Annotated in this window: 18 protein-coding genes; 2 read left to right on the top strand and 16 right to left on the bottom strand. The window is 44.9% G+C overall.

The annotated features are described in order from the left end of the window. Window positions 1-599 precede the first annotated feature (599 nt). On the top strand, window positions 600-3,284 hold the full coding sequence (locus ACLD71_RS13095; RefSeq protein ID WP_411990971.1) for a polysaccharide lyase 6 family protein: 2,685 nt from the start codon (window positions 600-602) through the stop codon (window positions 3,282-3,284). 92 nt (window positions 3,285-3,376) lie between these two features. Here ACLD71_RS13095 and ACLD71_RS13090 read toward each other — a convergent pair whose 3' ends face one another. The 12 genes from ACLD71_RS13090 to ACLD71_RS13035 form a co-directional block, all read right to left on the bottom strand. Continuing rightward, window positions 3,377-4,813 carry a hypothetical protein gene (locus ACLD71_RS13090; RefSeq protein WP_411990970.1) on the bottom strand — a complete coding sequence of 479 codons (1,437 nt, stop codon included), beginning with the start codon at window positions 4,811-4,813 and terminating at the stop codon, window positions 3,377-3,379. A gap of 334 nt (window positions 4,814-5,147) precedes the next feature. Continuing rightward, window positions 5,148-6,107 (bottom strand): sensor domain-containing diguanylate cyclase, encoded by a 960-nt coding sequence (locus tag ACLD71_RS13085; protein WP_137672736.1) that lies wholly within the window; start codon window positions 6,105-6,107, stop codon window positions 5,148-5,150. A gap of 203 nt (window positions 6,108-6,310) precedes the next feature. After that, window positions 6,311-7,582, bottom strand: coding sequence for a hypothetical protein (locus ACLD71_RS13080; protein WP_411990969.1), 1,272 nt, complete (start codon window positions 7,580-7,582; stop codon window positions 6,311-6,313). After that, window positions 7,582-9,261, bottom strand: coding sequence for a vWA domain-containing protein (locus ACLD71_RS13075; RefSeq protein ID WP_411990968.1), 1,680 nt, complete (start codon window positions 9,259-9,261; stop codon window positions 7,582-7,584). Before ACLD71_RS13075 ends, ACLD71_RS13080 begins: the two co-directional genes overlap by 1 nt. Continuing rightward, entirely contained in the window at window positions 9,254-10,273 is a 1,020-nt protein-coding gene (locus ACLD71_RS13070) for a VWA domain-containing protein (RefSeq protein ID WP_411990967.1), read from the bottom strand. The genes ACLD71_RS13075 and ACLD71_RS13070 overlap by 8 nt, the downstream gene beginning before the upstream one ends. Further along, entirely contained in the window at window positions 10,266-10,841 is a 576-nt protein-coding gene (locus tag ACLD71_RS13065; protein WP_411990966.1) for a DUF4381 domain-containing protein, read from the bottom strand. The genes ACLD71_RS13070 and ACLD71_RS13065 overlap by 8 nt, the downstream gene beginning before the upstream one ends. Then, window positions 10,838-11,809, bottom strand: a complete 972-nt coding sequence (locus ACLD71_RS13060; RefSeq protein WP_411990965.1) for a DUF58 domain-containing protein — start codon at window positions 11,807-11,809, stop codon at window positions 10,838-10,840. The genes ACLD71_RS13065 and ACLD71_RS13060 overlap by 4 nt, the downstream gene beginning before the upstream one ends. An 8-nt stretch (window positions 11,810-11,817) precedes the next feature. Beyond that, complete coding sequence (locus ACLD71_RS13055) at window positions 11,818-12,801, bottom strand: AAA family ATPase (protein ID WP_411990964.1); 984 nt, start codon at window positions 12,799-12,801, stop codon at window positions 11,818-11,820. A 66-nt stretch (window positions 12,802-12,867) separates the two neighbouring features. Next, window positions 12,868-13,878, bottom strand: coding sequence for a hypothetical protein (locus ACLD71_RS13050; RefSeq protein ID WP_411990963.1), 1,011 nt, complete (start codon window positions 13,876-13,878; stop codon window positions 12,868-12,870). A 31-nt stretch (window positions 13,879-13,909) separates the two neighbouring features. After that, window positions 13,910-14,416 carry a hypothetical protein gene (locus tag ACLD71_RS13045; protein ID WP_411990962.1) on the bottom strand — a complete coding sequence of 169 codons (507 nt, stop codon included), beginning with the start codon at window positions 14,414-14,416 and terminating at the stop codon, window positions 13,910-13,912. A 12-nt stretch (window positions 14,417-14,428) separates the two neighbouring features. Further along, window positions 14,429-15,664: an anaerobic sulfatase maturase gene (locus tag ACLD71_RS13040; RefSeq protein ID WP_411990961.1), complete on the bottom strand. Its 1,236-nt coding sequence runs from the start codon at window positions 15,662-15,664 to the stop codon at window positions 14,429-14,431. Between the two features lie 148 nt (window positions 15,665-15,812). Beyond that, complete coding sequence (locus tag ACLD71_RS13035) at window positions 15,813-17,399, bottom strand: arylsulfatase (protein WP_411990960.1); 1,587 nt, start codon at window positions 17,397-17,399, stop codon at window positions 15,813-15,815. A 231-nt stretch (window positions 17,400-17,630) separates the two neighbouring features. Between ACLD71_RS13035 and ACLD71_RS13030 the strand changes: the two genes are divergently transcribed. Beyond that, window positions 17,631-18,410 (top strand): response regulator transcription factor, encoded by a 780-nt coding sequence (locus ACLD71_RS13030; protein ID WP_411990959.1) that lies wholly within the window; start codon window positions 17,631-17,633, stop codon window positions 18,408-18,410. 15 nt (window positions 18,411-18,425) lie between these two features. Here ACLD71_RS13030 and ACLD71_RS13025 read toward each other — a convergent pair whose 3' ends face one another. The 4 genes from ACLD71_RS13025 to ACLD71_RS13010 form a co-directional block, all read right to left on the bottom strand. Then, window positions 18,426-19,157 (bottom strand): hypothetical protein, encoded by a 732-nt coding sequence (locus ACLD71_RS13025; protein WP_303553722.1) that lies wholly within the window; start codon window positions 19,155-19,157, stop codon window positions 18,426-18,428. A gap of 67 nt (window positions 19,158-19,224) precedes the next feature. Beyond that, entirely contained in the window at window positions 19,225-19,434 is a 210-nt protein-coding gene (locus tag ACLD71_RS13020) for a hypothetical protein (protein ID WP_411990958.1), read from the bottom strand. 243 nt (window positions 19,435-19,677) lie between these two features. Then, entirely contained in the window at window positions 19,678-20,607 is a 930-nt protein-coding gene (locus ACLD71_RS13015) for an alpha/beta fold hydrolase (protein WP_161985119.1), read from the bottom strand. A 160-nt stretch (window positions 20,608-20,767) separates the two neighbouring features. Then, window positions 20,768-21,454 carry a tetratricopeptide repeat protein gene (locus ACLD71_RS13010; RefSeq protein WP_411990957.1) on the bottom strand — a complete coding sequence of 229 codons (687 nt, stop codon included), beginning with the start codon at window positions 21,452-21,454 and terminating at the stop codon, window positions 20,768-20,770. Between the last annotated feature and the right edge of the window lie 90 nt (window positions 21,455-21,544).

The raw sequence follows: 21,544 nt of genomic DNA, 5'->3' as shown, positions 1-21,544 counted from the left end.
CTTAACCAACTAAACCAAAAGCAGCAACACAGCGTGCTTTAGCTGGCGAGTTAATACAGTGATGGCTTAACGATAAGTCGGTAATAATAATACCGACTACGCCCAGTGAATGCTAAGGCATCGAGTCACCAAAGGATGATGGCTGCAATGCATGACCTCTAAGCGAGTAATGCTATTTGATGCTAAACGGTAACAAATAGCATCAGACATATTGCCTACTAAAAACCCTAATTCTAGTCACTATAGATGTACTCGAACAACTAGCAGTGCTCAAAGGTGGCAAGTTAACTGATTGAAGTTTTAATTGCATGCGTTAGTAGTCACTGTTTGTTTAACGTAAAGCCCACACTCCCCCCGCTTTTGCTTAATCCAAGCTAAGCCCATCATTTTTGTATGATTATTAGGTAAGTCCCTCAATGGTGCTATCGGCATAGTTAGGCCTTTCATGCTTAAGGCCTGTATCTGAACCAAGCTCACAAATTATTTATATGTATTATTAAATTATATTAATACGATCACTTTTAATTGCTATTTATTGAGTAAGATATTGGTAGCTTATTTTCTGCTCAACTAACACTAAACAAAGAAAAGGAGATTCTATGTACCCTAGAAAGTGCTTATCCGTTGTTCTGGGTTTAATTCTTGTAGGATGTAATAGCAGCACCGATTCCCCTGCTACGCCAAGTGCCCCTGTTGATCCGCCGGCGGTGATAGACCCACCCACTGAGCCCGATCCTTCTGCGCCAGATCCTACCGTTCTAGAACCGAGCTTTGGTTTACCTGAAGCTGTACTCACGGTGCCAGATATTTCATGTAGCCAAGTATTTGATTCAACATCGGCGCTAGTAGATGCCACCTCAAAAGAAATGGAAGCTGGTACTACCCTTTGCTTAGCCGACGGCGAATACAGTGGTGATTTTACATTTAGCTTTGGCGGCGCTGGCACACTAGAACAGCCCATTACCATTGCTGCGCAAAACCCCGGTAAAGCGATTTTAAAAGGCGGTGAAGTGGGTATTAATATGGGCGGCACTTACACCCAGCTACAAGGCCTAATTTTTGATGGGGTGGAATATGGCAGCAACCTCATTGCCACCCGTTTTGGTACTAACGATTTATGTAGCCATTGCCGAATTAGCGAAATCACCATTGTTGATGCTAAGGCGCAAGATGACTATGGCATTTTGGTACATATTTATGGCAAAGATGTATGGCTTGATCATAGCGTGATTAGCGGTAAAACCGTGGCGAACCCTATGATTTCGTTTAACCGTTGGGTAGATGATGCTTGGGATGAAGCCACTAAACTGGCCGAACTTGCTCAAGGCATTGTGGTGTATAACAACTACATTGCTAATCGCCCGCCCGCCAACAACAAGATGTATGCGGGAAGTAGCGACAACGATTATGAAGCTATTCGCACCGGTTTAAGCTTTACCCACCATTACCCAGGTGATTCTTTTATTGTACGAAACGTGTTTGAACGTATTCAAGGCGAAGCCGAGGTTATCTCTAACAAAGGCTCTAACAACCTTATTGCTTACAATACCATTCGCAATAGCTATGGCTCGCTCACCAATCGCCATGGCAACAGCAACAAAATTGAACACAACTTTATTCTTAGTGAAGATTACCCGCTTGCTGGGGGAATTCGTATTGCTGACGACGGCCACTCGGTAGTGAATAACTACATTGAGGGAGCGCGTTATCAAGATACCAGCCATCATGGTGGCATTGTTTTGCTTGGTTATGATGGCGCGGGAGATGGCGACAACGGCTATCAGCAAGTGGAAAACGTGCACGTTGCCAACAACACCATTGTAGACAGTGTAAATAGCTTAAATATTGATGGTGGGGGTAAACCTCAGCAGCCAAAGAATATTTACTTAGCTAACAACTTGATAGACCACGCCATTGGGCCGGTAATCACCCAAGCTGAGCGCGGCATGTTGCCCGATTCTAACGTGGTAGGAAATATCTTTTACGGCCAATCTTTTGCCGATGATGATGCCGTAGCATTAGGCACAGCAGGCATTGAGTTTTACAGCGCCAACTTGGAAAAAGGCGAAGATGATTTATATCGTCCTTCTGCTAGCTCCCCTAATTTGGATGCGGTAAGTGACTACAACAAAGCAGATTTTGCCAATGTTAGCCTAGATATGGATGGTCAAATACGCTCAACCATTAGCAGCGTGGGCGCCGACGAAGCACTGTCTAGCAGCATTGCCTTAACACCGTTGAGTTATGAAGACGTAGGCCCAAGTAGCTACCGTTTGAGCAAACCAAAAGCCACCATGCTTGAGACCAGCATTAATAATCCCGCCTTTGATGATGGTTTAACAACTTGGAACAACAGCGGCGCAGAGTTAGTGAATGGCAGTGAGGCCTTTTCGCGTAACGCCAGCGCTAAGGTGAGTGGCACTAGTCGCCTAAGCCAAACTGTTTCACTTACGGCCAATACGCCTTATGTAATATCGGCCTTTGTTAAAGGCAGTTATCAACTTGCCTTGGGCGATTTGGTCAAGCACTCGGGTGTTGCTTCTAGCAGTAAATATCAGTGGGTAAGCGCCGAGTTTAACTCTGGCAGCGTAACCGAAGCAGATATAAGCTTAAGTTTGCCCGAGCAAATTACCACCGATACCGAACTAGCAGACGGTCACTTAGGTGAGTTTCGCAGCAACAGTGGCTCAAGTACGGTTTGGCTACAAAATGAGGGTGACAGCGCAGGCTTAGGCGATGTAGGCAGCTCAGGCGATACCGCCTTTAGTGATAGCGGTTCTGCTAGCAGTGGCTCGGCACGGATCCGCTTTAAGAAAAGCGGCACTAATCACAACTTTGCCGCTACCCCTGGTTTATCGCAAATGGTGGCGAATATTCCGCAAAATACAGATTTACGCTATTCACTTTATTACTGTGATAACAAAGGTGATAACTCATTAAGTACATTACATTACGGGCTTAAAGATTCATCTGGCGACATTGTTGCTGAAGCTTTCGCTCATGTAAAAGATCTTAATGATGCACCAAAAGGCGATGTAAAAAGCTGCTTTAAGCAGGTGAGTTTAAGTGTTAACTCTGCAGCCAATACCAGCCTAGAAGTGTTTGCTTACATGACACTAGATACCAGCACTTACAGCGAGGCTGAAATTTATGCTCACCAGCAATTTACTGACAACGAAGTGGAAGTGCGAATTGACGAATTTAGCTTAACTTACTCGGCAGCACCGAATGGCGCTAGCGAAGGTTACTTTGACGATATTCGATTAATGAGCCGTCAAGATTAGCCCCACCCCAGCAAAAGAGCAGTAGCTAGCTACTGCTCTTTATTGTTATTTAGCGACACGCCTATTCAATTAGTTAGCTATTTGCTTAGCCACTATTGGCAGGTGTAACCAGATACAACATTGCCGTTTTTATCGTAATACTGCGGCGCATTACCAGTGCCGTTAAACGCACTTTGGTTGTAGCGAATATTAGTATTAGTACCACGTGCAGTACTTGTGCTTAAGCCACAAGGCACATTGTAAAATGAGGCGGTAACTTGATAAGGATTACGCGTGGTAAATTGCGACGCATCATTATCTTGAATCACCAAGTTAGAAAAACCAAAACCTAAGATGGTGTTCTCACCAGTGCCCTTAAAGATATTTCTTACCAAGGTAATGTTTTGACTGGCTTGTGCGTGATTTAACGGTGCGTGATGGTCTTGAAAAGACAATACATTAATTCCAGTGGCAAAGTTACCCGACGCACCCACCGTAATGGTATTACTGTCAACAACAATATTGGCAGCATTATGCTCTACGTTAATGCCAGCGGTAAAGTTATTTTCGATATCTGCTGAAGAATTAATATCATCTTCAGTGGTGCTAACGGTGTTACCAGACACACTTAAATTAGCCACTGTAGCCAGCGCAATACCAAACTCATTAGCCCCTTCCACTATGTTGGAGTTAACCTGAGATCCGTTAGCAAATACCACTGGTTTATCACTAAACTGAGCACGAGCAGCTGCATCAAAGAAAGGAATATTGGTAAAACTTGGTGGCACGTACACACCGTCGTTACCGGCATCTACAGAGATCCCCAAACGCACTCGATTACCACGAATACGGTTATTAGAAATGTTTAATGTGCCGCCGTTTAGCACCACGTTATCAGCATTCACATTCCATACATTGTAAACACGACCAACATCGCGAAGCAGTTCCACGCTGCGATTCACTTTTATAAAATCGTTGTTACTAATGGTGAGGTTGTGAGGGATCAAACCTGAAGATGCGATACCCACAGGTGTGTTTTCAAAGGTATTGTTCTCAATGGTGATATTAGTAATTTGCTGGTAAGCATCTTCGTAAGGAATATTTATTAGTCGCGCATTTGAATGATCGTTACCGGCCTCTGCAGCTACTTGTGTATTGGTATTTTGACCATTTTGGTCAATCAGCAGCAAGTTGCGAATGGTTACGTTAGGGCTTTGAATATTAAACAAAGGCTGGAAACCGTCTGTAGACGTTCTTATCACCCTGCTCACTCGAAAGCCTGAATCACCTTGAATTATCACCGGTGTTTGTACATCAATCTGTTGGCCAGTAAATATGCTGCCTTGAATGGTAATAACGTCAACACCAGGTCCATTATTGGCGGCATCAGCTAACCGTGCTGATAACTGAGATGCGCTATTTGCCGTAAAGTTTGCTGCGCTCACTCCATGACTAAGTGCTAAACCCGCCATCAAGGCAATTGAGCTGGGCTTAAATAGGCAACGAGGTGACAAAGATGTATTCCAATTTTTATGCGCAATCATAGACATGAATGACTCTCCTTTGGTTAAATTCAACGCAAAGCTAACACCACTCATCAACAAAAAGAACATAATTGGATTACCAATTTTATCTTTTGTTAACCTATCTGCAGAAATTTTTATTTATCTATTTTAATAATGAAACTGAGAACTCAATCACTACAATCTTCCATAAGCAATGCTTAAGGAGCAAAGAAAGCCAACTAAACCACTAATAAATAGTGAAATATAGGCTGGAGCATTAGTAGACCAATGACTTGGTTTACGTTAGGTAAAGGGAAGTATTGTTGAATGGGGGAATCTTGAAGGTGAACAAAAAAAGGTTAACCAAACTGACCTTTAGTTAACGCTGACTGCTCTTTTGTTGATACATTAATTGATCAGCTTGCTCTAAGGCACTTTCAATGCTGGGGAAAGCAGCAAAATCTACGTCTAATAAGCCAAAGCTAAAACGTAATTTATACGCGAGCTTATTCTCTTCTGCAGCCGCTTCTAAATCTGCGGCAAAGCGCTGCAAAATCTCTTTGGCATCAGCAGCTTCGGTGTCGGTAAACAACACCACAAACTCATCGCCGCCCATACGAGCAAACAAATCAGACTCGCGAAACGAACCACACATTTGCTCAGCAAATAGTTTAAGCGCTCTGTCTCCTTCAGCATGACCATGCTCATCGTTAATCGGTTTAAACTGGTCTAAATCCATGTAGGCAATAGCTAAGGAAATCTTTTGGCGACGACACATGGCATAAGAGTAGTCAGCCAACTTCATAAAACCACGTCGGTTTGAAATACAGGTTAACTCGTCGGTACTGGCCAGCTGTAAGGCTGCCAACTCTTGTTCCACCATAACCGCTAAGTCGTCTAAAGCGACTAAATCGTCGGCACTTAAACTTTTCGGTTTAGTGTCAATAATGCATAAGGTTCCAATTTTTTCGCCATCGGGGGTGGATAAGGGATGACCAGCATAAAAGCGAATGTGCGGGTAACCGGTAACTAGAGGATTATCGGCAAAACGAGGATCGCTAAGCGCATCTTCAATTTGAAAGGTTTCATCACCCAATATTGCATGGCCACAAAAAGAGATGTCGCGAGGTGTTTCACTGGCATCAACGCCGAAACATGATTTAAACCACTGACGGTTTTCATCAACCAAGCTCACTAAGGCAATCGGCACGTCAAATAGTCGTTTAGCCATGCGCGTAATGCGATCGAATCGCTCTTCTGGTTGAGTGTCCAAAATATCGAGCTCTTTTAACGATTTAAGCCGACTATCTTCACTTACTGGTGTACTTGGTGCTTGCATATCCAACTTCTACATTGGCCGTAAGATTCACTATTGGCTGTTAAATCAACACACTAGTTATCATATTGCCATTAACAATCATTCAAATTTAGTATCTACGGCAAGTCAATAAATGGCAAGTTTATTAATAACAAATATGTCCATATGTAACATAATTGTTAACTAGCCTTGCAGCACCTTTTCTGCGAAGGCAGAGACATTCGCTAACATGGCGGCTTTTGTAAGTTTGGCAAGGCTTTCCATTTTAAAAGCTTGTTAGCCTTAAGCGGGCGTATTTGTCGCCAAATAAACCACCAGGTTAGACGAGAGCAATCTGTTTGCTGGGCTTGCTCGGCTAATCTGGCCCATTTATCGGTACGCAGGTATTCACTCAGCTGCTGCGTAGTGCTGTACTTGGCTAATCGTAGATAGACCAAACGGCGCAACTGTTGTTGATTGTTAGACACTAAAGCCTGCACAAACATTACATTGCTAGGCAAAGGATGATGGCGGTAATAAACTCCTATTCGCCACAGTAACATCGCCACTGCAAGCAACACCACAAGGCTAACAGTTAAGCCATATTGATGAGCGTGAAGCCAAGAACTCAAACTATGTTTTACACTAAAACTCCGCCCCGGCAGACGCAGAACCTTGAGACTATTGCTTGAGGTATCCCACCAATTTAGCGTTAACGGCGGCAACGCCAACTCACCACCGCTTTGCAACAAATACACTTGCTCTTGCTGTTTAAGCGAACGGTAGTCACCACGAGCACTACTATCGTTGAGATGATTAGGTTTGGGGTACATTTGATAAAGCTGATTGAGCTCATTATCTAAAAGATCGGGCAGCAGAATTGATAAGGTATTTTGCCCGGTGATTTGTACCCGTCGAGTAATCGCATCACCGGCAACCAACTCACTATTACTAAGCACCCACTCTTGGCTTATTTCTATATCGCTGGCCACTGTCCACTGGTCATTTTCATTAAGCAAACCCGTTGGCATCATCGCATTGAGCCTATGTGGCTGAGTGTACACAAATCCGCTTGCCTCTTTACCTGGCGCTGTAGACACTTTAATTTGCAGAGGTATCGCGGGAAGCGTGTACTCACCTGAAGCCTGCGGATATAAGGTTAGCTCCCAGCGCTGACGGGACCATGTTTCACCATTGCGGCGCTCAGTGTAGTTAGTCGCCAGTAAGTTACGCTGCTTAGCAATCAAGTTAGGCACATCGATACTACCGATGCGCGTCCCACTAGTGAACCAACGTGTAGTAGCCACCTCTATGTATAAAACAGCCTGCTGTTTTACAGCAACGTTTAGCACCTTATCAGAGGGTTCATCGCTATCCCCTAATGCTACCCACGACCTTACTTCCAGTTGCTTATTAGCAATCAGTGAATCTAATTCGTTGGCAACACTTGGAAAACTACAAAATACTGCGCTAACAACCAACAATAACAAGCAATAGTAAGTGTTTACCTCTCTCATCACCCTTCTCCTTTGCTTGCTAGCTCAGCCGCTTTAGACACCGCTTGTTGTTGCTGAACGCGAAATTTGCTTCTTAAAAACAACTTGGGATCGGCTTCAACCCGCTGTAACCATTTGTCGGCTAACTCTTCACTGCCAAGCAGCTGTTCGGCGGTCAGCGTTTGGCTACGCATATCATGAGCCATTACCTGCTCATCGGCACCGTCTGAAGTTTGTGGCTGGTCATCGGGCAACGCTATAGAGCCTTCAGGCTCATCTGGAGAACTGGTTTGGCTTTCACTAAATTGGTTAATTTCATCAATGATTTTTTGCACTTCTACCAGATTATGCTGAGCGGCTGAATGATCAGGTGTTTTATCTAAGATATGCTGATAGAGATTTCGCGCCGCAATATACTCACGCTGATGGGCTAAGGCGTTGGCGGCATAAAACAAAGCATCGCTAGACTCTACTTGTAGGAAGTACAGGTGCGCTAAATCGAAGCGCTTAGCATAGTAGTAAGCCACGCCCTTATCCAATGGTTGAGTATAACGCTCGGCTGCTTTTTCATATTGGTTTCGATTAAAATACCATTGGCCTTGTTGGTCGCTGGTTAGCCACAAACTCATCCAAGCTTGTTGGCTTTTACTCCACAACGTTTCCTCGGCGAGAGGTGTTTGCGCCTTGCTTTCGACCATGGTTGCAAACGCATTCGGAGAGGTGACTAACGATAAACCGACACACCCCACTAAACACCATTGCACTAACCAACCGCGCCTAAACCACAGTAAAATCAAAATGCTAAATGGGAACAGCAGGTAATAGCCCATGTCTTGCCATGGCATGGCGGAGTCACCACTTAGCTGCATGTGCCGCTCTACTTGTTGGTTTAACCATTGAACATCGTCTGCGTCGATAGTGACTGGCGGCATACGCCCATTGCTGGCATTTGCGAGCTGTTTTAATGAGGCTATGTCGGCTTGCCCACTATTGCTGTTGGCCATAGTGAGTATCAACAATTGCTGTGGATGTTTGGCAAAAAATTGCTGGTAAGCACTTATCGCTTCAGTATCAACGCCATCGCTAATTAACAGCACAGACCCAGTTTGTTGGCTTGCTGCAAATTGCTGTTCGATCAACGGTAATGCGCTGGCTGCAGACTTACCACTTAGTGGCATAATATCGGGGTCAATAGCGGCTAAAAATGGCGCAAACACTGCTTTGTCTTCGGTGAGCGGCATAGCTAAATGAGCAGAGCCAGCAAACACCACCAAACCGGTTTTACCTCCTGCACGCAGCGCTAATAAATCAGACACTTTCTGTTTTGCCCGCTCAATACGACTGGGGGCAATATCTTGCTCCAGCATAGATAAACTGTTGTCGAGTACAATCAATAACGAGGCTTTGTCTTCACCAAAAGGCGAGGCCTGTCGCTGCCACGTTGGGCCTGCACTCATTACAATAGCCAGCAGAGCCATTAGCGCTAACAACTTAAGTGGCAATAACTTTTTCCACCCCGCATCCCCAACAGTTAAGGCTTTACGTAGGTGTTTAGGTAAGTCAACCAGTGCTTGGCTCTGCTGCTCGCGTTGCCAACGAACCCATACAATGGCCGAAAATGGCAGTAAACACAGTAACCACCATGGGCGAATAAAATGAAATTGGCTTATTATTTGTTGCCAAAATAATCCATCAAACATCGGTGTTACCTCTCGCTAGCTGGCGAAAAGTCATCACTGAAAAGGCCAGCAAATACATCACTAACACCAGCGCTATTGGGTAAAAATGCACGGCTTGTTTGGGTCGGTAACTAATACTGTTAAACAACTGGGGTTCCAATTCATCAACTTGTTGGTAAGCCTCATTTAACTGTTGCTGGTCTAAGGCTTGAAAAGAGCGACCGCCGCTTAAACTGGCCAAACTATTGATGACATCCATATCTAAGGCTGCTTCTCCAACGGTATTTGGGTCACCCATGGCAATGCTATGAATACGGACACCTTTGGCGGCAGCTACCTTGGCTGCATCTAAGGGCTCTACAAAGCTGCCACTGTCATTACCATCGGTTAATACAATCACTACTTTTTCGCGGTCGGCATCATCGCTATTTTCAAAGCTTTTAATCGCTAAACCCACTGCATCCCCTAAATAGGTACTCTGCCCCGCCATTGCGACTTCAGCTTGTTGCAACAAGGCTTGCCAAACCGTTAAGTCGGCGGTAAATGGGCTTTGAATAAACGCCGCGTCACCAAATAAAATCAACCCTAGTCGGTCGCCTTTACGCTGTTCGGCAAAGTTATTCAGCACGCCTTTAGCGGCATCTAAACGACTAATAACTTGCCCTTGTGGCGACATAAAGTCTCGTTCATCCATAGAGCCAGAAAGATCTAATACCATCATTACATCTCGCCCTAATTGCTCTCGAGTTTGCGCTTCGCCCAATAGCACCGGCTTAGCTAACGCACTAACCACTAATAACCAACTCAGTAGCAAAATCACCCGTTGCCACCAATGCGGCCGTAATTCACTGGCACCAGAGCTGGGTTTTTCATCTAAGGCTTGCAGTAAAGAAGAAAAAAAAGGTACTCGAATTGCGCTTTGCTTGGTGCGATAAGCAGGCAGTAAGCGATAAACCAATAGCGGCAGTGGCAACACCAAAAACCACAGCGGTGCAGTAAACTCTAGGGTATTCACCCAAGCAATACTAAGCATGATGCGCCGCCTGTTTACGCCAAAACGCCCGCAGAGAAAATGCCTTAGGCCCTTGGTGGTGGTTTAACCAATGCTCGCTCAGTAACAATAAGTCGCTCAACTGCTGCTCGCTCAATACTTGCGAAGAATCAAACAAACTACGCTGCCAGCGTTCGCCGAGTGGCTTGTTAAAGCCTCCATCGAAAAACTGATTGTTGGGGACTGTTGACGACGGCCGCTCAGCTACGAGTTTTTCATCAAGTAGCCCTAAAAACTCATGGCCACTGGCTTTAGCCATACTAGGTTCTAAATAAGCCAATACGGTTTTCAGAACAAAAAACACTCGTGTTGCTTGCTGCTCTGTGGGTAACTCGCCAACGCCAGCTAAGGCGCTTAAGGCTTCTTTTCGATAACGGTTCAACCAACAAAAATGTAAGTACTTCGCCAGGTGAAAAACCGCAAACAATACCAAACAAAGGGCGAGCAATTGCCAACCCAGGGTTTGCGGCCACCAGCTCACCGCGGGTAAAACATCAATTTCAGCAAAGTTTTTTAGCATGTAAGAGCTGGGCGGAATATGGGTGCTCATTTAAAGCCTCCCAAGCTTTTACAAAACTGACTAATGTGCTCACCGCTGGTATCCACTTCAATCAGCGGTAAGTTTTTTAAGGCCATTAGCTGTTTTAGCTGGCTGTGTTTTAACTCACCTTGCTTTGCCAGTTGTTGGTTAGCTTTGGCCAGCTTTGCCGCACCTTGTAAGTTAATTTGCGATTGGCCGTCACTCAGCACCCAATCTTTACTCTGGCTGGGCACCGCGTATTCCATAGGGTCACTAATCAATACTGCCAATACATCGTTATGTTGCTGTAGGTATTTGAATTGAGATAATTCTTGCTCGCTGGTGTGCTGCCAATCACTCAGTATCACAATGATGTTATCTTTAAGCTTTAAGCGCATAAGCTGTTGTAAGCTGGCGCTTAGGCTAGATGTTTGAATGTCTTTGCTATGTGCGCTTAAAGCTTGGTTGTGTTGACTTAAACGCTCCAACGCAGCGAGTAAACTTGCTTGAGCACGCTGTGGCTTTATTGAACTAAACCCGTCACTGCCGTTTATCATCCACGCTACGCGGTCGTTATCTTTCAAGCTTCGCCATGCAACCAGTGCCGCTAGTTCAGCAGCCACTACCGACTTCATGGTATCTAGAGAAGAAAAAAACATGCTACTGCCTTGGTCTACACACAGCATCACACTGCGATCTTTCTCTTCGGTATAAGTACGTACATGTGGTTTACCGGTGCGCAGGGTCACTTTCCAATCTAGGTTTCGAATATCGTCACCTTGCTGATAATGGCGCAACTCTTCAAAGTTAAGTCCTCGCCCACGAAACTTAGAACTATGGCGGCCGCTTAATACACTGCCCGACTTTAGATGCGGCAATAAGGAAAATGCGCCAATTTGGCCACGCAGCTTAATTAAACGAGAATACTGGGCGTAAATTCGCCCATCATTATTATGTGATTGCGGTTTTAATAAGCCCTGATTGCTAGCCTCGACCATAGAAACTCCTAGGCAATTAACACATTATCGAGCAAGTCATTGACCAGCTGCTTGGCGTCACAACCATCGGCTAAGGCTTGGTAACTTAGGCTAATTCTATGGCCTAAAACAGCGTGAGCAACAGCGCGTACATCGTCTGGTAATACATGCTTACGCCCTTTTAGCCAAGCATGGGCACGTGCACATTTATCTAAAGCAATGGATGCGCGCGGGCTGGCTCCGACTTCAATCCATTGGGCAAGAGATGTCTCTGGGTAACGTTGCGGATGACGCGTAGCCATCACTAACGCCACAATGTAGTTCTCCACTACTTCTGATACCTCAATCTCTGCTAACTCGGCTCGCCCAGCTAAAATCATCTCTGGTGAAATGTGTTTAATTTGCTGCTGTTGCTTCGCTAACTGCTTGGCCGATTCTTCACCACGTACTAAGCGAATAATCTCACGCTCAGCCTGGTCGTCGGGGTAACTCACCTCCACTTTCATAATGAAGCGATCCATTTGCGCCTCTGGCAGCGGATACGTGCCCTCTTGCTCAACCGGGTTTTGGGTAGCAAGCACCATGAACAGTGGCGGTAGTTGATGAGTTTTATCGCCGACTGTAATGGTGCCCTCGGCCATGGCTTCGAGCAGCGCTGCCTGTACTTTGGCTGGCGCTCGGTTAATTTCATCAGCCAAGACTATAGAATTAAACACTGGGCCAGCTTGAAAACGCAGCTGGGGTTTGCCGTTTAGCTCTTGGTAAACCTCGGTGCCGGTAACATCTGATGGCAGTAAATCAGGCGTAAACTGGATTCGCCCAAAGGAGGTATCTAGCACATCTGCCAATGCTTTAATCGAACGAGTTTTAGCCGTACCGGGCAAACCTTCAAGCAATACATGGCCATTGGTTAGCAAACCAATCACCAGCGATTCAACCACATGGCGCTGACCAATTACCGCTTGTTCAACTTGAGATATTAACGAGTTAACGGCTAATTGAGTGTGTTCCACAAAACCTCCAAAATATAAAATACTGGCATTACTTACCCCAAAGAGTACGAAAGTAAGCCGCAAAAACTACAAGGTAGATTGAGAATATTTGTTCTGTAAATCCTGATAGATTGACGCCGGCGCTGATGATTTAAGTTTGGCTAAGCAAGGCTTTGCCAAGGGATCCTTTTGCTGGATATACAAATCACATAAGGCATAAAGATGTTGAGGTGATTGGCTGTTTTCAACGGCATGTTTAAGCAGTGTTATTGCTTGCTGCGGTGCATCTTGCTGAATAAACAAGGCATAAACATAAGAAAATTGCGGGTTATTGGGGCTAAGCTCTACCGCGCGCTTCAGTAAAATACCGGCTTGTTTAAGCTGTTGTTCTCGGTAAAAAGACAAACCCAAGCTATGAGCAATAGCACCACTTTTGGGCATTTCCTCTAAACCGCTCAACAAAGTTTTAGTCGCTTTACTGTTACTTCCTTCCACACGGTAAGTCTCGGCCATTTGAATCACCGCCTGTTCGGTTTTAGGCTCTACCGATAACACTTTTTGATAGGCTTTAATGGCAGTAAGATTGCGCTGCTGATATTGAGCCACTAACGCAACTTCTAGCCAGGTTGCAACACTGTCATCAGCTTGCTGAATTTGTCTCAGATAGTGGTCAACGGCTGGCTGAATAGCTTGTTGCTGCTGACTATTTAATTTTGACCATAGCGGCACCAGGCTTCTACCTGCCGCGGCTTGCACCTCGCCAGATGCATCGTTCACCAATGGAGAAACGACGTCCCATTTAGCCACCTCACTCCATTGCTCAACAGCGTCGATAGATGCCAAGCGCAGCTCAACATGCTGATCGCGGCTGGCTCGTGCAATCGCTATTAAGGCATTCGCTCCAGAAAACTGCCCTAATTGGCGAACGGCTTCGCTACGATGTTCAACTGATTTATTGATGTCTTGAGCCAACTGCGATAACGCTAATTCAGATGAATCTTGCGTATTTTGTTGGCTACTTATTGCCGGGCCACTTATTGCAAAGCAAGCTAATGCGAGGTTTAAACACAAACTTTTCAGTGATAAAAACGGTGTCATTCAATACACTCCTAAACCAGAGAATTATTCGTTACGGTGTCTGTTTCGCTAAACGTTCGGTGCTAACTAACTGACTATGCAACAAGTAGATCTGGTCGGTTTTAGGGAAGCGGTTATCCTGTAACCATTGGTTTAATCCATATAATAGTTCGGTTTGAGTCATTTCACTGATAGACGACTGATTATCTAAGTAACCTAACAAGTTTAGGTCACTAGCCAGCTCTGGCAACGCGGCACTAGGTGCTAATAATGCTTTAAAGCTAGGGTGCTCCATCATCTCTATGGTGTCGTAATTGCTTTTAGCTTGAATGTAAGCGGTTTGGGCTTTTTGAAAAGGTTCTTGGCACTCGGGTAACTGCTGCTCGCGGTTTTGGCAGCCATTAAATAACTGCGCATAGGCAGTGTAACGGCTAGACATGGTTTGGTAGGCTAAGCTGGTTTTCTCGCTGAGCGCTTCTTGCGGAAACAACTCATTTGCCGTAGCTAAAGCTGGCTGTAATAAGCCCAGCAATACTGTTACTAGAATAAATTTTTTCATTTTTTGTTCCGCTTACTTGAAGGTTAAGGCCATTGCTGTGCTGTTAATTTTTTTGTGGACCGGGTAACCCATGGCTTTCACCATAATGGTGATGTACGGGTCTATGTGGCGATAGAATTGCTTCCAACCCGTACACAAGTAACTTAGCCCGCGCTCACCCTCTAGGGTTTTAAGTATTCGGTTTTTCGGACACTCTCCAAAACAAGCAAATTGGTAATCACATTGACGGCATTGCTTCGGTAGACTGGCTTCTTTGGCTTTGCCAAACTGCTGCTGTTTATCTGAAAACTGTAGCTGCTCTAAGCTGCTATCGTTAATGTTGCCTAGCTTGTATTCGGGATAAACATAGTGATCGCAAGAAAATACATCACCGTTAGATTCAATCGCTAAGCCCTTGCCACACATAGGTGCGTGGGTACATAAAGGGTTAACTCGTCCCATCCATGTTTCAATGCAAGCTTCAAAATAGGGTACGTTGATTACGCCAACGTCGGTTTGAAACCACTCGTCGAATACTGCACATAAAAAATCGCCCCACTGCTTGGCCGAAACGCACCACGCCTCCATGATTGAATCTGGGTGACTAGGGTCAGTTTCCGGCATACCTACAAACGGCGTTTCACTGGCAGACCAAAATTGAGGAGCGGTATTGCGAAAGCTTTTAGGTTCAACAATAGGAATAAACTGCATTTGCGGTGACTTAACCACATCGCGTAAGAAACGATAAATCTCTACTGGCGCATTGGCCGATACATTGTTAACACAGGTCAGGGTGGCAAAATTGACTTTATATTTGTGTAATACCTCTAGGCCTTTCATGGTTTGACGAAAGGTACCACGCTCCGCCTTATTGGTTCGATAGGTATTGTGAATAAGCTCTGGGCCGTCGATGCTCAAGCCCACTAAAAACTTATGCTTGGCTAAAAAACGCCCCCACTCTGGGGTTAATAAGGTGCCATTGGTTTGCAGGTTGTTTTCAATACTGACACCCGGTGGGCAGTATTGCTTTTGCAAACGCACCACATCACGGAAAAAGTCGACACCGAGCAAGGTGGGTTCGCCGCCCTGCCAATGAAATACAATTTCTGGAAAATTATGTTGTTCAATGTAACTGCGAATATAGGTTTCTAACATCTCAGCATCCATTGCCGGACTGCACCCTTTTTCGTAGTCAAGTAACTGCTCTTTTGAGAGGTAGTAACAATACTTACAGTCGATGTTGCACTTTGGACCAATTGGCTTGGTCATTATGTTCATCCGTTGTACTGGTTTTCCCTGAAAAAGTTGAGCTGTTGAACTTGTCATCACGCGTTACCATCATTAATTCTTAAATAAAAAACGCTACCCCCAAATAGATTAGAGGTAACGTCCTTGTTCTCAATTTAGTCGCTAAGTACTATTTGTATTGAGCTCGTTGCCAAATATTCATTTTTTCAACAATCTTGTCGATGCTAAATGAACCAGGAACTTGTCGCGGCGGGAACTCATTAAAAGTTTGTAGCCACTCACCGGTAACCGCTGCGCCCATGTATAAATAAGGTACATGGTCAAACATCCATGATTCATAGAAACCAGAACCAGTTTGAGCTGCTTCATATGGGTCTTGGCGAAGGTTGAAAATATAAGGAACTCGTAGCTCCTTCATCGGACACTGCCATACTTCTAGGCCTGTACATTCTTGAACACTGTAAAGGATTTTCCAGTCACCTACTCGAACGCCAGAAATATCACCACCATCAGTTACGTAGAAGAACGACTTACGCGGCCAATCGCTGTTGTCGTCAGCGGTGGTACTTTTTGCTTCTTTTAGCTTAGGTAGTAGGTTGTAGCCGTCTAGGTGAACTTTGTAGTCTTTCCCATCAAGCTTGGTGCCTTTTTTAAGATCGGCAGCAATATTTTCTTCGCCTACTGCCGCCATAAAGGTTGGCATCCAGTCATTATGTGCGCCGATTTCATTAACCACCTGACCAGCTGGAATCTGTCCTGTCCAGCGAATCATTGCAGGTACACGGAAACCGCCTTCCCAAGTACTGTTTTTCTCGCCGCGGTAACGCGCTGTTGCGCCGTCAGGCCATGAGAATTTTTCTGCGCCGTTATCGGTGGTGTAAGACACAATGGTATTGTCAGCAATTTCTAGCTCGTCAAGCTTATCAAGCAGTTGGCCAACCATATTATCGTGTTCAACTAAACCGTCACCGTACAAACCGCCACGCTTAGATAAACCTTTAGACTCTTCTTTTAAGTGAGTCCATACGTGCATACGGGTTGAGTTAAACCAAACAAAGAATGGTTTTTTATCTTGGTGTGCTTTGTCGATAAACTGCAAAGTTGCCGCTAAAAACTCTTCGTCTACGGTTTCCATACGCTTACGCGTTAGTGAACCAGTATCCTCAATTCGGCCATCAGCGTATGAGTGAATCACCCCACGAGGGCCAAATTTTTTCTTGAACCAAGCTTCTTTCGGGTAATCTTCGTGCTCAGGCTCTTCTTCAGCATTCAAATGGTAAAGGTTACCAAAGAACTCATCAAAGCCGTGGGCAGTAGGCAATTGCTCATCAAGGTCACCAAGGTGGTTTTTACCAAACTGACCGGTAACGTAGCCTTTATCTTTAAGCATAGTAGCTAGCGTTGGGTCTTCAGGGCGCATGCCTTCTTTAGCGCCCGGTAAACCTACTTTGGTTAAACCTGTGCGCATTGGGTGCTGGCCAGTAATAAACGCTGAGCGACCTGCAGTACAAGAGTTTTCACCGTAAAAGTCGGTGAACAATACGCCTTCATTGGCGATACGATCGATGTTTGGCGTCCAGTGCCCTGCTTGACCGCGCGTATATGCGCTAAGGTTGTCTATCCCAATATCATCGCCCCAAATGGCGAGAATGTTTGGTCGAGATGTATCGGTAGTGGCGAAACTCGCAGTAGCCGTAGAGGCTAACGCAAGCCCTACCGCCATTTGAATTAAGCTTCTTTTTTTAGTTATCAGCATGGAATTGCCTTTACAGTCATCAAAACAACAAGGAAACGCTACTCTAGTAAGCTGGCTGTAAGCTGTAATCAGTAGAACTACGTAAAAAAAAACAGTATTCACCGCCAATGTTGTTTAGATCATGTTTTTTGCGGGCTATCGCCAGTAATGGAGAAACCTTGCAGACACTAAATTGCATGCCCAGCCCTGCTTAGTTAGAATCGCCGCGAGCCCGTCCACTAAGCAGATAGAATGACTAAGCAGAGTTTTGACGCCCAGTTTGAGCAATTATTGCTTACGCACACCTCGCGTTTAATCGAGTTGCCCAACCAGCAATTTGAAAAGATGTTGGAGAAATCTGCTGTAGAAGCACTAGAGCTGTTTAACTTAGATAGGCTAAGTTTGTATCCTGCTAGTCGGCCACAGGTAAACCTCAAGCAATACATTACTATGACCCGTGCTGCTGGCATTCCTAACTTTCAGCTATCGTTTTATGAAGATGATGCTGAGAGCTATTTTGACTCGTTACGTAAACTGAAAAGCGTTACTACCTTTTCTGCGGATGATTTTGCTAAAACCAACAATGCCGTACTTAAACGCTTGGATAAAGAAGGGGTTCGTTGGCACGCAATGATCCCATTAGAAATTCATGGAAAGCTGTGGGGAGGTTTATCCGTAAGTAGTTACGATGAAAAAATACAAGCACCTGATCATGAACAGCTGTTACGCTTGAAACTACTATGTCAGTTATGGGTATGTTCATGGCGCTACGCGATTTTGTCGCGTAACCTCAGCAAAGAGTCTAACGAGATAAACTACGTAATAGATCCCCTCGCAGCCTTAAGTAAACGGCAACTGCAGGTACTTAGTCATCTAGCTGCTGGCCGCACGGCTAAGCAATGCGCAGAGCTGCTTAACCTTAGTCACCGAACGGTTGAAACCCACAAGTACCGCATCATGGAAGCGATAGGCGTTAAAACCAATACTGAGCTGGTTAAGTTTGCAGCTCAGCATGATTTAATTGCCTACTAAGGCCTTAATCCAAGTTTAAAAGCCTACCGCAACACCTAACCAGACGCTGGTATCAGTTTCTATTGGTGAACCGCCATTACCGTTGTAGTGTACTGCCTTTATGTAAGGTGAAATGTTAGAGCCCGCTACGTTTTGCGCATAAAAGCCTAGCTCATGTTCATTCCAGCGATGCCTGTCGTCCACAATCCCTTGCATCGCAAATACATCATCTCGCGTGACATTATGGTGGGTGTAGTCATAAGCCATAGTAATGCTATGTGTTAAATCTACCGCTATACCAGCCTTAGCTTGTAAGTCGGTATAATCGGTCGATTCGCCAAAGCTCATATCATCATAAACGACAGTGCTGCCTTTACCTTGCTCCCAAGCACCACCTAGGTAGAAGCTGAAATGCTCACCGAGTTGCTGGTTAAACAAAGCGGTAGCCATAAAATAGTTATCGCTGCTATGTTCAAATTCTTGCGGCGCGTCAAAACGGCCATATTCCGCGGCAAACCACATATGGCGGGTATCATCAATATCTACCGTGCCGCTCACTTCTAATGCCGCCCAACCATCATCATCCATCATTAATTGCAGTCGCGCCTGTTCCGATAGCGCCATGCTCACACCACCTTCCCAAACACCACTGTCGTTATACTGAAGATAGGCACCAAAATCAGGGTTATATTGATTCTCGATATCGGCGGCATTAACAGTCAATGAGGTAGCGCTTAAAACAGCTAAGGCGATTACAGATTTATTCAAAATGATTCTCTTCTTTACTTTTATAATGTCACTAGGTGACGGTATGCTAGCTCTAATCAAAGCCAAGCTATTTGGTAAATAGTCCTACCCATCGATAACCGTTTGGGCATACCGAACTACTAAATGTTAAAGGAGTGTTTCGCCCATCCATCGATACGCAATAACTCCCTGTCGCAGAGCCTCGAATACTGTCAAAAGAAAAAGCATTAGCACTATTAAGCTGAACCACACTGACAAACAGGGCGATTGCTACTCTTTTATAAACACGTTTAGTCATTGTTTAATCCACAAAAAAATTGCCCAAACTCCGGGCATTAATATAAGGACAAGTTTTACCCGCCCTTTTCAACGCTAAAGCCAAGCAAGGCTCTACAACGGGCAATAGAATACCTAGAGAGGAGCAGTGGATTAAGGCGACTGAGTGGCAAGGATTGTTTCACTAAATGAAACAATTAAAGAAATGTAAAAAGCCGGCCATAGACTGAGATATCGCTATGGCGGCTAATACGTTTTAACGCTTCTATTTGGGCTGGATAGCTAAAAAGCCTGCAATGTGCTGATTTACTTGCTCACTGTATTCATATTGCAAAGCATGACCCGCTCCCTGCACCAACACTAGTTCACAATGACTGCCTAAGGCTTCTTTTACTTTGCCAGCCTGTGAAACTGGTAGCTGCTTATCGGCCGTCCCCCATAGTAATAAACATGGGATATTTTTGTCTGCTAAGGCGTAATAGCTCGCCATCATAGGCTCTTGCATTAAGTCGCGCAGGGTAGCCAATAAAGCGCGCCGATAGCCAAAGTAACGTAACGGTGGCTCAAACTGCTGCGCCCAATCCAAGGCGTTTTCAGGATTCGATAAATCCTCTAGCTGCTTTTTAGCCAAGTTCGGTACAAAAAAGCTGTAGGCAATATACTCGCCTATTATTGGCGTCGGCATCGGTGAGATATGAGGAGGGGTATTCAGTGGCGCAAGCAAAATCAAGCCTGCAACCCGATGTGGGTATTGCTCTGCAAAACTCACACAAATTGCCCCACCCATAGAGAGACCTGCCAAATATACCGGCTCTTGAATCTCTTGGTCGTCTAGCAACTCTAAGATTTGATCAACAAACAATTGACGACTGTAGCTGGTATTAGGCCTTGCGGAGTATCCTCGACCATACAAATCAAGACTAATCACTTGGTAACCTTGCTGAACAAGGCTATTCACGTTGCGCTCCCACACATATGAGAATGCGGCAAAGCCGTGCACCAATATCACCGTAGGAGCGGTTTTCTGCCCTACTCGATGAAAATGCACTACACCGAGGCTTAATTGAACATGCTGACCAGGGAGATCCTCCGGCTCCAATTCGTCAAGTTCAAAGACTTCTTGGTTACGGTAGAAAGGTAAGGCAAGGGCTGCCAGTAGCAGTAAAAACAACAAAAACTCTATCAGATATAGCATCGTCATTCCTCCACTTAAGGGGTAGAACCACTATACAATAAAGCCAGTTAAAAAGGAGTTAATGTTGCTGAAATTATGACCAAGTTAACCTCATTTCAACACTAACTCTTTATCCACACCTAATTGGTGTTATTTGTGTGATCTTAGGCGAGTATCGCGCTTACCACGGTACCTCAATACCCATTTCTTCAATTAAGCGAGCCACTTCTTTCCACGCAGATTTCTTTTGCGTCATATCAAGCTCTTCGCCAATTAAAAAGTCACGGTCGCCAGGTGCATTACCGTGGCCTAACAAGGCTGCAATAGACATCCATACATAGGCTTGTTCTGGATCTTCATCCATATTTTCGCCTTCAAAATAGCGTAAGCCTAATAGATAAGCCGCATCTTTTTGTTTATTTAAAGCCGCTTGGTTATACCAGTATTCAGCCTGACCAAAATCTTGCTCTGTGCCTAAGCCGTCCCAGTAATGCTCAGCCAATAAAAACTGCGCTTCACCATCTTGTTGCTTAGCCGCAGCGGTTAGCCACTTAACCGCTTCCTCAGCTTGTACTCCTTGGCTGCTTAAGCCTTCACGGTACAACACAGCAAGCTGAGTCATTGCTGCAGGGTTACCTGCTGTAGCTGATGTTAGATAATGAGCCAAAGCGGTATCGTAGCTTTGTTCTGCGCCTTCGCCCTTATGAAACTGTTGAGCTAATTCGAATTCTGCTTGAGCGCACTCTTGCGAACATTCTACGGCTGGTACTTGTTGGTTTGAACTATCACTAGCATTATCTGAACTGCTACAACCGACAATAAACGCCGCTGCAATACAGCTTGCTAGGCAATACATTGTTTTTTTCATTTTTTATCCTTTGTTGACCGTTGCCTAATGACCAAATAAGACAACGCGGCAAAGCTAACACACTAATCCCTTTAGAAAATAGTGAATAAA

The organism is Agarivorans sp. DSG3-1, from assembly GCF_046774965.1.
GTDB lineage: Bacteria > Pseudomonadota > Gammaproteobacteria > Enterobacterales > Celerinatantimonadaceae > Agarivorans.
Note: the sequence above shows the minus strand (reverse complement) of the source record. Positions and strands in the feature narration are given on the sequence as shown.

Excerpts from the sequence above, each read along its gene's own strand:
- ACLD71_RS13090 (WP_411990970.1), bottom strand. The coding sequence starts at position 4,813 with ATGTCTATGATTGCGCATAAAAATTGGAATACATCTTTGTCACCTCGT.
- ACLD71_RS13060 (WP_411990965.1), bottom strand. The coding sequence starts at position 11,809 with ATGGTCGAGGCTAGCAATCAGGGCTTATTAAAACCGCAATCACATAAT.
- ACLD71_RS13075 (WP_411990968.1), bottom strand. The coding sequence starts at position 9,261 with ATGTTTGATGGATTATTTTGGCAACAAATAATAAGCCAATTTCATTTT.
- ACLD71_RS13070 (WP_411990967.1), bottom strand. The coding sequence starts at position 10,273 with ATGCTTAGTATTGCTTGGGTGAATACCCTAGAGTTTACTGCACCGCTG.
- ACLD71_RS13045 (WP_411990962.1), bottom strand. The coding sequence starts at position 14,416 with ATGAAAAAATTTATTCTAGTAACAGTATTGCTGGGCTTATTACAGCCA.
- ACLD71_RS13065 (WP_411990966.1), bottom strand. The coding sequence starts at position 10,841 with ATGAGCACCCATATTCCGCCCAGCTCTTACATGCTAAAAAACTTTGCT.
- ACLD71_RS13080 (WP_411990969.1), bottom strand. The coding sequence starts at position 7,582 with ATGAGAGAGGTAAACACTTACTATTGCTTGTTATTGTTGGTTGTTAGC.
- ACLD71_RS13015 (WP_161985119.1), bottom strand. The coding sequence starts at position 20,607 with ATGCTATATCTGATAGAGTTTTTGTTGTTTTTACTGCTACTGGCAGCC.
- ACLD71_RS13095 (WP_411990971.1), top strand. The coding sequence starts at position 600 with ATGTACCCTAGAAAGTGCTTATCCGTTGTTCTGGGTTTAATTCTTGTA.
- ACLD71_RS13020 (WP_411990958.1), bottom strand. The coding sequence starts at position 19,434 with ATGACTAAACGTGTTTATAAAAGAGTAGCAATCGCCCTGTTTGTCAGT.
- ACLD71_RS13085 (WP_137672736.1), bottom strand. The coding sequence starts at position 6,107 with ATGCAAGCACCAAGTACACCAGTAAGTGAAGATAGTCGGCTTAAATCG.
- ACLD71_RS13040 (WP_411990961.1), bottom strand. The coding sequence starts at position 15,664 with ATGACCAAGCCAATTGGTCCAAAGTGCAACATCGACTGTAAGTATTGT.
- ACLD71_RS13050 (WP_411990963.1), bottom strand. The coding sequence starts at position 13,878 with ATGACACCGTTTTTATCACTGAAAAGTTTGTGTTTAAACCTCGCATTA.
- ACLD71_RS13030 (WP_411990959.1), top strand. The coding sequence starts at position 17,631 with ATGACTAAGCAGAGTTTTGACGCCCAGTTTGAGCAATTATTGCTTACG.
- ACLD71_RS13010 (WP_411990957.1), bottom strand. The coding sequence starts at position 21,454 with ATGAAAAAAACAATGTATTGCCTAGCAAGCTGTATTGCAGCGGCGTTT.
- ACLD71_RS13035 (WP_411990960.1), bottom strand. The coding sequence starts at position 17,399 with ATGCTGATAACTAAAAAAAGAAGCTTAATTCAAATGGCGGTAGGGCTT.